This is a genomic window from Curtobacterium sp. PhB146, assembly GCF_004342995.1.
Classification (GTDB): domain Bacteria; phylum Actinomycetota; class Actinomycetes; order Actinomycetales; family Microbacteriaceae; genus Curtobacterium.
The window spans coordinates 658,373-669,343 of sequence record NZ_SMBN01000001.1 but is presented as its reverse complement, the minus strand read 5'-3'; the positions used below and the strand labels follow the sequence as shown (position 1 = coordinate 669,343).

Genomic DNA, 10,971 nt, shown 5'->3' with positions numbered 1-10,971 from the left:
GCACGGCTGCCGGTACGGTCATCGCATGGGACTTCCGTGGAAGCTGCACGGCGACGGCAAGACCGTCTCCGCGACGACGATCGTGGCACCGGACGAGCGACTGACCTGGGCCCGGACGATCGGTCTCGGCGTGCAGCACGTCGTCGCGATGTTCGGCGCCACCTTCCTGGTGCCGCTGCTGACGGGGTTCCCGCCGTCGACGACCCTGCTGTTCAGCGGCATCGGCACGATCCTGTTCCTGCTCATCACCGGCAACCGCCTGCCGAGCTACCTCGGGTCGTCGTTCGCCTTCATCGCACCGATCGGTGCTGCCACCAAGATCGGCGGCATCCCCCTCGCCCTGTCGGGCATCATCGTCGTCGGCGCCCTGCTCGCGATCGTCGGGCTCGTCGTGCACCTGGCCGGCGCCGGGTGGATCGACCGCCTGATGCCGCCGGTGGTGTCCGGCGCGATCGTCGCCCTGATCGGGTTCAACCTGGCACCTGCGGCGAAGGACAACTTCACGGCCGCCCCGGTCGTCGCGGTCATCACCCTCGCCGCGATCATCCTGGTCACCGTCCTGTTCAAGGGGCTGATCGGTCGCCTGTCCATCGTCATCGGCGTGCTCATCGGCTACGTGGCGGCGCTCATCGGCGGTCAGGTCGACTACTCGAAGGTCGGCGACGCGAAGTGGATCGGCTTGCCGACGTTCACCGCTCCCGCGTTCGACCCGTCGCAGCTCGCGATCTACCTGGCGTTCGTGCCGGTCGTGCTGGCGCTCGTCGCCGAGAACGTCGGCCACGTGAAGGGTGTCGGACAGCTCACCGGCCGCGACCTCACGCCCCTCACCGGCCGGGCGCTCTTCGCCGACGGCATCTCCACCGTGCTCGCCGGTGCCGGCGGCGGCTCCGCCACCACCACCTACGGCGAGAACATCGGCGTCATGGCCGCCACCCGTGTCTTCTCCACCGCCGCGTACTGGGTCGCCGCGATCGCCGCCGTCCTGCTCGGCCTCTCCCCGAAGATCGGTGCGGTCATCTCCTCCGTCCCCGCCGGCGTGCTCGGCGGCGCGACCACCGCCCTGTACGGTCTGATCGGTGTCATCGGCATCCGGATCTGGGTCGAGAACCGGGTCGACTTCTCGAAGCCGAAGAACCAGCTGACCGCTGGCATCGCGCTCATCATCGGCATCGCGGACTTCACGTTCGCGTTCGGCCAGGCGAGCTTCGGCGGCATCATCCTCGGCACCATCGCCGCGATCGTCGTCTACCACCTGATGGACCTGATCGGGCGGGCGCGCGGCACCGACGAGGCGACGCCCGTCACCTCCGAAGAGGCACACGCCGCCACCGGCGGTGTCCCCGCCGAACCACGCGCCGACTGACGCGAGTGGTCGGCCGGAACGCGCGTCCGGCCTGACGACGTGGGACCACCGGACGGGAGGCCCGTGGCGGCGCCGCCACGGGCCTCCCGTCCGTCATGACGCACGTCGACGACGTGGGCCGGCCTTGACACCCACGTCCAGTCATGCGGTCACGACCGCGACGGCGCTAGCGTCGGACCGTGACCGACTTCGTCCGCTACCAGAGCGCGGTGCCCAACCGACGTGGTCGTTTCCCCGGGATCTTCGCGCTGACCAACGGTCTGCGCGCGGCCGGAGCCCTCTCCGACACCGACGACCGCTGGCTGGTCGCCGCGAACCAGCGAGCAGAGGGGCTGTACGTGGACCCCTCGACCGTGGAGACGCGGCTCTTCGACGAGGCACGCAATCCAGGGGCGCGATCCTGGTTCCGGACGAGTGCCACGGCCCTGCTCACGATGAGCGCGGACTACCTCGACCTGCTCGACCGGTACGGAGTCGCGTGGGTGGAACTGCGGACCAACAGCCCTGGACGGATCGCCTACCAAGACGACGTGCAGATCGTGGCAGTGCCGCTGACCCACCCGTCGGACTGGCCGTTCTGAGCCGGTGTGCTGAGATTGCACGATGAGCACGCACCTCGAGCGCACGCGCACCTTCACCGCGATGCACGTCCCCGGCGCACCCGTTGTCCTGCCGAACGTGTGGGACGTCGCGTCCGCACGCATCGTCCTCTCGGCCGGGGCGGATGCGATCGCGACGACGAGCGCCGGCGTCGCGTGGTCACGCGGCCACCGCGACGGCAACGATCTGACCCGGGACGGCGCGCTGGACGCCGTGCGGCCGATCGCAGCGGCAGTCGACGTCCCGTTCACCGCCGACATCGAGCGCGGGTACGGCGAGACACCGGGCGACGTCGCCTCGACCGTGTCCGCGTTCCTCGAGCTCGGCGTCTCCGGCGTGAACATCGAGGACTCCCTCCGGCCGGTGGCGGAACAGGAGGACCGCATCCGCGCAGCCCGCCAGGCTGCGGATGACGCCGGCATCCCACTCTTCGTCAACGCTCGGATCGACACCCACCTGCTGGGCGTGCCCGGGAGCGACGCCTGGGCGGAGGAGACGCTCACCCGTGCGAACGCCTACGCCAGGGCCGGCGCCAGTGGCGTCTTCGTGCTCGGAGCGCTGTCGGCCGCCACGATCTCGATGCTCGTGGACGCGATCGAGCTGCCCCTCAACGTCGCGTTCGGGCCCGGGACCCTGTCGGTCGGTGACCTCGCCCAGGCGGGGGCGAGCCGGGTCAGCGCTGGATCGGCGATCGCCGAAGCCGCGTACAGCGTCGCCGGCGACTGGGCTGCACAGATGATCGGCACGCCGGGTGCTGTCGTCTCGGCACCACCGACGCTCGGCTGGGCCGCGATCAACGAGGTCGTCCGCGACTGAACCCGCGAAACGCGGGACCACCGGACTGGAGGCCCGTCACGACGTCAGCCGAGGACGGGAACTGGGTTCTGATCACCCAGACCGGGAACTTGCTCGATCCCATCTCCCGGGAATGCGCCGGAGCTCGGGCTACGCGACGGCGACGATCTCGAGGAACGTCTGCTCCGTGACGATCTCGATGGTCTGGCCCGTGGCGGCGAGGTCCTTCGCTCGTTGGACCTTCCCGCTGAGGGAGGTTCCGGGGCGCAGCGTTGCGGGGTCGAAGCCGCCCATCACGACCAACGTGGTCTTCTTGGTGACGTTGCCCGAGACGACCGCTCCGAACGAAGCGACGAGCGTCTGCGCCTCGGTGCGGGTGTAACTGTCGAGGTCGCCAGAGAAGCACACCACCTCTCCGAACAGGGGGTGCGCCGGGTCAGCCTCTGCGGCCGGTTGAGGAAGATCGGCCTTTCGCTGGTACACACGGCCAGCGCGGTTGGTGCCCTTCGACCGGATTGGTACGGCAGCCCAGAGTTCGTCGACGCTCTCGACCTGCTGCTCCTCGGCGATGCGCAGGATGATCAGCGCGCAGGCGAGCGAGTCAGCGCCGGCTTCGTGGTGGTGGAAGTCCGGCAACGCAAAGTGTTCGACGACCAGCGGAAGACGGTGGCTGGGCAGTTTGCAGTGGTGCCGGACCACGGCGAGAGCATCGAGGAAGTCCAGTTGCGGGTCGGGTGCTCCTGTGAGCGAGTTGGCCGCGTTGTAGACGCCCTTGTCAAAGGGACTGTAGGCGACGACGGGAAGCCCGTTCGTCACGGTGCGCAGCCGCCCGAGGGTCTCGGACCACGTCGGGGCGCCGTCGACGTCGTCCGGTCCGATGCCGTGGAGGTACGTGTTGGTGAAGTCCAGCCCAGTGGGCGGTTCGACGTACCAGGACGTCGTGGACTGGACAGCCCCGTCGATGACCGTAGTGAGGCCAACGGCACAAACCGATGCACGGTCGAAGTTGGCCGTTTCGAAGTCGAGGGCGACGAAGCTCAGCGTCATGCTGGCAGCTTAGGTGAGAACCGCTCGTTCTTCGCTCCATCTCCCCCTCGACTGGAGTGTCCGGTCATCGCTCGAGTGTCACCGACAGTCGAGCGAGTGCAGAGTGATCAGCGTCGGCTGCGCAACGGGATGTGGCCCCACCAGCCCAGGCCAGCGGCGTCGAAATCGAGGGTGTCGAGGTAAGCGCCAAGTGGTTCGCCGATGTTGAAGTCCGCGACATTCTGTCCGAACTCCTCTGGAGTCGACGGGTCGCCGGTTGCGTAGGCGTCCGTGCGGTCGATCGTCGTCCACCGGTTGCGGATGATCCCGACGCGAGGACCTTGCCACGGGGAGTCGTAGACGACGCGGAACTCGTCAGCCGTGGCCCAGGCGTCGTGCACGACGACGCTTGCCGCCTCGGTCGGGCCGCCGTCGCGGAGTTTCCGGAGGCATGCGAGCAGAGCCCGCTGACCCCATTCCTCAGCACGAGACGCCTCGAGCTCTGCGATCAGCTCAGCATGTCGAACGCTCTCCATGTGGCGAACGTATCAAGCGAACCGTCCGACGACGGACCTGGCCTCGATCGGTGCGGCGATGCTTCCGAAAGGTGCGCCGACGGAATCAGGCGTCCGCCCAAACTGGACGGTTCAAGAGCCAAGGATGCCCCTCTGGGAGTCCGACGCGATCGCCGAAGGCGAGGTCTTCGAACCGCGCGGGCAACATGACCGGCACAGCAGAGGTCGGCTGGGCGAGCAGGTCCCACCGATCCTCGTACCGACTCCAAACGCTGATGTGCACACGGGACCTGTCGACACCCGCGTTCCGGGTCCCCGGAACCGCGTCGGGGTCCGTTCGCCAATCTTCATGCGCGATGAAGGCTGCAGCCGCAACGTGGTCTCGGGGAACGATGAACGAACGGGGCGCCGAGACGTAGTCGGACTGTTCCGGCAGGCTCACGAATACGAACCACTCTCGATCCGAGCGCGCCGTCTGCTGCGAGTTCGAGCCGAGTGGGTAGTTCACATTGGAGGCTGCTCGAGCCGCTTTGACCTGCACCTCGATCGCGGGGCGCGAGAGGTCTTCGGTATGCACGGCGGGGATGTCCGTCCGCGCGAGCCCATCGCGCGTCAGCGCGGCACCCCAACCCTGCCGAACGAGCATCGAACACACCCAGTGTTCCCCAGCGGACTTCGTCATCTTGTTGTCGGCCATCAGTGCTTCCCTTCGACGTGGATGGGCCTATCGGCAACGCAGGGGCGGTATGTTAGGGATTCTCACTTTCCAATAGCCTCGGGACACGAGCTGGGCTATGAAACGCGCGCGCTCGGCATCGCCGACAGAATGGGTCGGTGCACCGACCGACGCGACCCGCTGTGACCGCCGCCGAGCGGCGCGCGGTCGACCGCGACATCGTGCGCCTGGCGGTGCCGGCGCTCGGCGCGCTCGTGGTCGAGCCGCTGTTCCTGCTGACCGACACCGCACTCGTCGGCCACCTCGGTGCGACGCCGCTGGCGGCCGTCGGACTCGCGAGTGCCGTGCTGTCGACCGTGACCGGGCTGCTGGTGTTCCTGGCGTACTCGACGACGCCGGCCGTGGCGCGCGCGCTCGGCGGTGGTGACCGACGATGCGCAGTCCACGCCGGCATCGACGGGATGTGGCTCGCACTCGTGCTGGGCGTGGTCCTCGCGCTCGTCGGGTGGCCGCTCGCCGGGCCGCTCGTCGACCTGTTCGGTGCGTCGCCCGACGTCTCAGCGGCGGCGACCGCGTACCTGACGGTCTCACTCATCGGGCTGCCCGGGATCCTGGTCGTCACCGCCTCGACCGGGCTGCTGCGCGGGCTGCAGGACACGAAGACCCCGCTCGTCGTCGCGACCGTCGGGTTCGTCGCGAACGGACTGCTCAACGCCCTCCTGATCTACGGCGCGGGTTGGGGCGTCGAGGGCTCCGCCGCCGGCACCGTCATCGTGCAGTGGGCGATGGCGATCGTCTACGTCCGGATCGCCGTGCGGGCCGCGCGATCATCGGGAGCGCCGCTTCGCCCCGGCGCTTCGGGCGTCGTCCGGGCACTGCGGTCCGGGGCCTGGCTGTTCCTGCGGACCGCGTCGTTGCGGATCGCGATGCTCGCGACCGTCGGCGCGGCCGCCGGACTCGGGACGGCAGGACTCGCGACGACGCAGGTCGGGCTGACCGTGTTCTCGACCCTGGCGTTCGCGCTCGATGCCCTGGCGATCGCCGGGCAGGCGCTCGTCGGGCACGGCCTCGGGGCGCGGGACCCGGCCCGGGTACGGCTGGTGACGCGGCGGCTCGTGCTGCTCGGGATCGTCGGTGGGGCGCTGCTCGGCGTGGTGACCCTGGCTGTCAGTGGTGTGCTCGGGCCGGTGTTCTCCGACTCGTCCGCCGTGCGGGATGCGCTGCCGCCCGTGCTGGTGCTCATCGCCGTCGGGATGCCCGTCGCCGGGTACGTCTTCGTGCTCGACGGGGTGCTGATCGGCGCAGGGGATGCGCGGTACCTGGCGATCGCGGGAGGCGTGAACCTGGTCGTGTACCTGCCGTTGCTGTGGTGGGCTGGTGGGACGCTCGCGGGGCTGTGGGCGGCGTTCGCCCTCGGGTACATCGGGGTCCGGGCGGTGACGCTCGGGCTGCGCGCGCATCGGCGTGGATGGGTGGAACAGGCGTTGGCGCGGTGAGCGGGTCTGGTTCTTCCAGCGGGACTTCTGTGCCTGTGGCTCCGTCGTCTTCTGTGGCGTCGTCGGCCGTGCTCGCCACGGTCGGGATCGGGGTGCAGGGCGTCGCGAAGCTGCTCGTGACCGTCGTCGTCGGGCGGGTGTTCGGCACCGAGACCCTCGGGCAGACCACGGCGCTGCTGTCCCTGTCGGTGTTCGTCGCGCTGCTCTGGCCGAACGCCGCGGGCAACACCGCCTCTCGGTACCTGGCGATCGCGTTGCGGGGTCGGCGGTCGGACGCCGCGGTGAACCGGGTGCTCGGGCTGTCGATGCTGGTGTCGACCGTGGTGCTCGCCGCGGTCACCGTGCCGGTCGCGGTCGCCTGGGGCAACGGGCCCGGCATGGTGCTCGGTGGTGTCGGGGTCGTCGTCGGCTACGGGCTGTACTGCTACGCCCGCGGAGCGCAGCTCGGCTACGGCCGGGCGCCGCGGGTAGCGCTCTGGGACTCGGTGACGAGCGTGCTCGCGCTCGGACTGCTCGTGGTGGCGTGCATCACTCGGCTCGAGCCCTTCGTGCTGCTGCCGCTGGCCATCGGGTACACGGTGTTCGCGATCGCGTGCTGGCCGCGGTGGAACGACTTCGGCCCTGCCGCTCGCGAACCCGCCGCAGGGGTGCTCGGGTTCGCGGCGTGGAACGTGCTGGCGGTGGTGACCTCGAACGGGTTGCTGCAATTGACGATGATCTCGGCGCAGGTGACCTCGTCGGCGCACGAGGCCGGGGTCTACGCCGCGGCGTTCACCCTGGCGACGCCGGCATCGATGCTCGGGCAGGCGCTGGGGCAGGTGCTCGTGCCGGCGTTTGCGCACCGGACGGATGGTGGGTCCTTGCGGTCTCGCGGCGCGCTGATGCTCGTCGTCGGGTTCGCCGCTGCTTCTGCCGTCGTGTTCGGTCTGGTGGCGCTGCTCGCCGGGTGGTTCCTGCCGATCGTCTACCCCGCCGAGGGGGCTGCTGCCGTGGCTGACCTGCGCTACTTGATGGTCGGGGTGTGGGTGTTCACCGTCGGGCTCGTGCCTGCGGCGCTGTTGCTCGCATCGGGGAGGTCGCGGCAGGTCGCGCTGGCGTCGGTCGCAGGCTTCGTCGTCGGGGCGGTGCTCATGGCGGTGCTCGGGCCGGTCGCGGGAGTCGCGGGTGGGACGACGGGGTTCTTGGTCGGCAGCGCCGTCAATCTCGTGGCGGTGGTGGGGCTCGGGGTGCGGCGGCGCTGATTCCTCCGCACGTGGTGGGCGTCGGTGGAACGCCTCGTTTGACGTCCCGTCATTCGGAATCGTTTCGGACCACCTATCCGAGAACGCCCCCATCAGGAAGCACGGGGCTCGAGGGGGGAGCTGGACCGCTGCGCACGAAGTCGCGGTAGTCGACCGGCTTACGGGACAGCTCGAAGCGCGCGCCCCGGGTCTGAGTAGCGTGCTTGGGAGCGGAAACGGAGCCCCGATGTCTGGACAGCAACTTGCGATGGTCACCATGGGGTGCTTCGTGATCGTCGCCGGCATTGGCGTGATTGCAACCTCACGCGGACTTGCACGCGCCATCTATGAGTCATCCTGGGGCAGGCTCGGAGTACCGTTCCGGCCGCGACTCGCGCGCATGGGCGTGATCGGTGCTGGCGCGATCGGAGTCTTGATCGGCGCGACTGTCATCGTCCTGGCACTCACAGTCGCCGCCTCCTGACCGGCGGCCGCTTCACGACCGGCTAACGGGACCTTCCCACAGGGGCTTGTCACTGAACGAGTGCCGTCGACCGCGAGGCGGGTCGAACACCACTTCGTGACAGTGACGATAGATTCGCGCTCATGACCCCTCGACGCGTTGTACTCGTGACACTGGGTGCACTGGTCGTCGTCATCGGCTTCGTGTTGATGGCCCACTCGGACGGCAGGCTCGACCGTCTGGTGGCGTTTCTCGTCATCTTCATCGGGTTCGCTCTAGTCGTGTTCACCACGGCTCGACCGGGCCAAGCGGCTCTCGCCCGCTACTGGCGCAAGTACGAGAAGAAGTAGCTACGACGCACGTCACTCCTGCCGGACCGTTGAGCGACCGGCTATTGAAACCGCTGTAACGCTGACCGCGTCGTCCGATATCCGCCAGAAACTGAAGCGCGGCTCGGCTGAACTGCGCAGGTGAACAACAGAACCACGCAGGCCGCCGCCTTCCACACGCTCCACCAGGACTTCGCACAGCCGCTCCTTCTCGCCAACGCCTGGGACGTAGCAAGCGCCCGACTCGTCGAGATTGCGGGTGCGCCAGCCATCGCTACCACCAGCGCAGGTGTCGCATGGTCGCTCGGTCATGCGGACGGTAGCGCGCTCGGGCGAAAGGAGGCCGTCGCGGCAGTCTCTCGGATCGCTGGCGCGGTGACTGTGCCGGTCACCGCTGACATCGAGGCCGGCTACGCCGACGACGCAGACGGGGTGGAACACACGGTCGACGCAGTTCTCGAAGCCGGTGCAGTCGGCATCAACATCGAGGACGGCGCACTGCCCGCAGCTGAGCTCATGGACCGTATCGGCGCGGCTCGACGTGCAGCGGGTCGTGCCGGGGTACCGATGTTCATCAACGCGCGGACGGACGTGTACCTCGCCGGCCTGGTCTCGCCGGAGCAGCGGTTCGCTGAGACCCTCCATCGGGCACACCGGTACCTCGAAGCAGGAGCAGATGGTGTCTTCGTACCCGGAGTTGGCGACGCCGACACGATCAGAGCGCTGGCTGAGGCAATCGACGGCCCGCTGAACGTGATGGTCGGCCCCGGCTCCCTGACTGCCGCGCAGCTCTCAGAACTCGGAGTGGCCCGCGTGAGCGTCGGTTCGGGCATGGCGCAGGCCGCGTACGAGATTGCTCGATCGGCCGCTATGGAACTGCTGACTGCCGGCACATACGGGTCCTTGACGCCGGCCGTCGACTACGGCGAGCTGAACTCGCTGTTCTAGCGAGGTCCTCTTCGCTCCTTGCATGTCTGCCTCGGCTAATCCAAGGGTTGATGGTGAAGGTCTCGGCGACCGATCGTTCTCCGGACGCGGGCCGCCAACTCGGTGAACCGGGCCAACAGGTTGGTCCCAGAGTTCCCCGATTTGACCCTCACGCCGCGTGAGGGCAGAACGTGGACCCATGAGCAGCTACTACAACGCCTTTGAGATGAGCCCGGTCCCCGCCCCCGGCCCTGACGTGGTCGCGCCTGAGCCGTTCCACGGGATCTACGGGATGCCGTCGTTCGTGACGATCCCGACAACCGACCTGGCCGCTTCCGTCGACTTCTGGACCCGCGGCCTGGGCTTCTTCGACCTGTTCAGCGTGCCGGGCCAGCTCGTGCACCTGCGCCGGTGGGCCTTTCAGGACGTCCTGCTGGTCCCAACCGCGTCCGCTCCGGATCAGGCGCCGGCGGTGAGCTTCAGCTTCGCGTGCGTCCTGAACCAGATCGACACCCTCGTCACCGCGTGCCGAGCCCACGACGCGGGCGTGGTGAGCGAGCCGCGGGACACGCCCTGGGGCACCCGCGATGTCGAGGTGATCACGCCGGAGAAGGTGCGAGTCGTCTTCACTGCCGCGAAACCCTTCGAGCCGACCAGCCAGACCGCCAAGAACCTCGAAGCGATCGGCATCACCGCACCTGACGCCGACGGCGAGAAGAATGGAGCGCATGCCTGATGACAGCGACGCCGTGGACCTGACTGTTGGTCAGGCCGCGGCGCGCCTGGGCGTGACGGTCCGGACGTTGCATCACTGGGACGAGATCGCCCTTGCGAGGCCGTCGTCACGGTCAGCTGCCGGGTACCGGCTCTATGCCGAAGACGACCTCGAGCGGCTGCGGCGCATCGTCGTCTACCGCGAGCTGGGGCTCGACCTGGAAGCCATTCGGAACGTTCTCGACGATCCGAGTGCGGCCGTTGTCATTGCGCTGCGCGCCCAGCAGTCCCAGCTTGCGGCGCGGATCGAGCATCTCAGCGCGCTGGGCGATGACCTGGCCCGGATGGCCGACGCCCACGAGCACGGGCTGCTCATGACCAATGAGGAGCAGACCGCGACGTTCGGGCCTGGATGGAATCCGCAGTGGCCGGCTGAGGCGCGGCAACTCTACGGCGATACGCCGGAGTGGCGGCACTACGCCGAACGCTCGGCGTCACGCACCGTGGACGACTGGCAGGCCGTCGCCGATGCGTCTGCGGCGCTTGATCAGGCCCTTGCCGACGCCATGGATGCTGGTGTCGAACCCGGCAGCCCGGCCGCGGACGCTCTCGTTGAACAGCACCGCGAGGTGTTCTCCGCCTACTTCCCGATCACCCGGCAGATGCAGGTCGTCCTCGGCCGCATGTACGAAGCCGATCCGGGGTACGCCGCACACTACGACGGCATCCGAGCCGGGCTCGCCTCATGGTTGCGTCGCATCATCGACGCCGGCGCACGCGCCCGCGGCATCGACCCCGACACCGCCACCTGGCAGTAGGACTCGCAGCTCACGGTCGCGCGCGGAGC

The 10,971-nt window shown here is 68.7% G+C and carries 13 protein-coding genes; 10 read left to right on the top strand and 3 right to left on the bottom strand.

The features are described from left to right. Window positions 1-25 precede the first annotated feature (25 nt). The 3 genes from EDF33_RS03285 to EDF33_RS03275 all read left to right on the top strand — a co-directional run bounded on the left by EDF33_RS03285 (window position 26) and on the right by EDF33_RS03275 (window position 2,779). Window positions 26-1,363 (top strand): solute carrier family 23 protein, encoded by a 1,338-nt coding sequence (locus EDF33_RS03285; protein ID WP_132099282.1) that lies wholly within the window; start codon window positions 26-28, stop codon window positions 1,361-1,363. Window positions 1,364-1,542: 179 nt separating this feature from the next. Further along, window positions 1,543-1,944 carry a hypothetical protein gene (locus EDF33_RS03280; protein WP_132099281.1) on the top strand — a complete coding sequence of 134 codons (402 nt, stop codon included), beginning with the start codon at window positions 1,543-1,545 and terminating at the stop codon, window positions 1,942-1,944. Window positions 1,945-1,966: 22 nt separating this feature from the next. Beyond that, window positions 1,967-2,779 carry an isocitrate lyase/phosphoenolpyruvate mutase family protein gene (locus tag EDF33_RS03275; protein ID WP_131880852.1) on the top strand — a complete coding sequence of 271 codons (813 nt, stop codon included), beginning with the start codon at window positions 1,967-1,969 and terminating at the stop codon, window positions 2,777-2,779. Between the two features lie 129 nt (window positions 2,780-2,908). Here the strand turns inward: EDF33_RS03275 and EDF33_RS03270 are convergent, their stop codons facing one another. The 3 genes from EDF33_RS03270 to EDF33_RS03260 form a co-directional block, all read right to left on the bottom strand. Further along, window positions 2,909-3,805, bottom strand: a complete 897-nt coding sequence (locus tag EDF33_RS03270) for an exonuclease domain-containing protein (protein ID WP_132099280.1) — start codon at window positions 3,803-3,805, stop codon at window positions 2,909-2,911. 107 nt (window positions 3,806-3,912) lie between these two features. Further along, entirely contained in the window at window positions 3,913-4,320 is a 408-nt protein-coding gene (locus EDF33_RS03265) for a hypothetical protein (protein WP_132099279.1), read from the bottom strand. Window positions 4,321-4,405: 85 nt separating this feature from the next. Continuing rightward, on the bottom strand, window positions 4,406-4,996 hold the full coding sequence (locus EDF33_RS03260) for a hypothetical protein (RefSeq protein ID WP_132099278.1): 591 nt from the start codon (window positions 4,994-4,996) through the stop codon (window positions 4,406-4,408). A gap of 137 nt (window positions 4,997-5,133) precedes the next feature. Between EDF33_RS03260 and EDF33_RS03255 the strand changes: the two genes are divergently transcribed. The 7 genes from EDF33_RS03255 to EDF33_RS03225 all read left to right on the top strand — a co-directional run bounded on the left by EDF33_RS03255 (window position 5,134) and on the right by EDF33_RS03225 (window position 10,942). Further along, on the top strand, window positions 5,134-6,471 hold the full coding sequence (locus tag EDF33_RS03255; RefSeq protein WP_243692339.1) for an MATE family efflux transporter: 1,338 nt from the start codon (window positions 5,134-5,136) through the stop codon (window positions 6,469-6,471). Between the two features lie 68 nt (window positions 6,472-6,539). Continuing rightward, window positions 6,540-7,712: a hypothetical protein gene (locus EDF33_RS03250; protein ID WP_132099277.1), complete on the top strand. Its 1,173-nt coding sequence runs from the start codon at window positions 6,540-6,542 to the stop codon at window positions 7,710-7,712. 226 nt (window positions 7,713-7,938) lie between these two features. Beyond that, window positions 7,939-8,175: a hypothetical protein gene (locus EDF33_RS03245; protein WP_132099276.1), complete on the top strand. Its 237-nt coding sequence runs from the start codon at window positions 7,939-7,941 to the stop codon at window positions 8,173-8,175. Between the two features lie 146 nt (window positions 8,176-8,321). After that, the gene (locus EDF33_RS03240; protein ID WP_132099275.1) at window positions 8,322-8,504 is read left to right on the top strand and encodes a hypothetical protein; all 183 of its coding nucleotides are present in this window, start codon (window positions 8,322-8,324) and stop codon (window positions 8,502-8,504) included. 120 nt (window positions 8,505-8,624) lie between these two features. Continuing rightward, window positions 8,625-9,431, top strand: a complete 807-nt coding sequence (locus EDF33_RS03235) for an isocitrate lyase/phosphoenolpyruvate mutase family protein (RefSeq protein ID WP_132099274.1) — start codon at window positions 8,625-8,627, stop codon at window positions 9,429-9,431. A 178-nt stretch (window positions 9,432-9,609) separates the two neighbouring features. Further along, window positions 9,610-10,146, top strand: a complete 537-nt coding sequence (locus EDF33_RS03230) for a VOC family protein (RefSeq protein WP_123294480.1) — start codon at window positions 9,610-9,612, stop codon at window positions 10,144-10,146. Beyond that, window positions 10,139-10,942: a MerR family transcriptional regulator gene (locus EDF33_RS03225; RefSeq protein ID WP_185094124.1), complete on the top strand. Its 804-nt coding sequence runs from the start codon at window positions 10,139-10,141 to the stop codon at window positions 10,940-10,942. The genes EDF33_RS03230 and EDF33_RS03225 overlap by 8 nt, the downstream gene beginning before the upstream one ends. The last annotated feature ends 29 nt before the right edge of the window (window positions 10,943-10,971 follow it).

Bases quoted from the DNA above. Each gene is read 5' to 3' on its own strand.
- EDF33_RS03285 (WP_132099282.1), top strand. From the start codon at position 26: ATGGGACTTCCGTGGAAGCTGCACGGCGACGGCAAGACCGTCTCCGCG.
- EDF33_RS03275 (WP_131880852.1), top strand. From the start codon at position 1,967: ATGAGCACGCACCTCGAGCGCACGCGCACCTTCACCGCGATGCACGTC.
- EDF33_RS03270 (WP_132099280.1), bottom strand. From the start codon at position 3,805: ATGACGCTGAGCTTCGTCGCCCTCGACTTCGAAACGGCCAACTTCGAC.
- EDF33_RS03265 (WP_132099279.1), bottom strand. From the start codon at position 4,320: ATGGAGAGCGTTCGACATGCTGAGCTGATCGCAGAGCTCGAGGCGTCT.
- EDF33_RS03260 (WP_132099278.1), bottom strand. From the start codon at position 4,996: ATGGCCGACAACAAGATGACGAAGTCCGCTGGGGAACACTGGGTGTGT.
- EDF33_RS03245 (WP_132099276.1), top strand. From the start codon at position 7,939: ATGTCTGGACAGCAACTTGCGATGGTCACCATGGGGTGCTTCGTGATC.
- EDF33_RS03230 (WP_123294480.1), top strand. From the start codon at position 9,610: ATGAGCAGCTACTACAACGCCTTTGAGATGAGCCCGGTCCCCGCCCCC.
- EDF33_RS03225 (WP_185094124.1), top strand. From the start codon at position 10,139: ATGCCTGATGACAGCGACGCCGTGGACCTGACTGTTGGTCAGGCCGCG.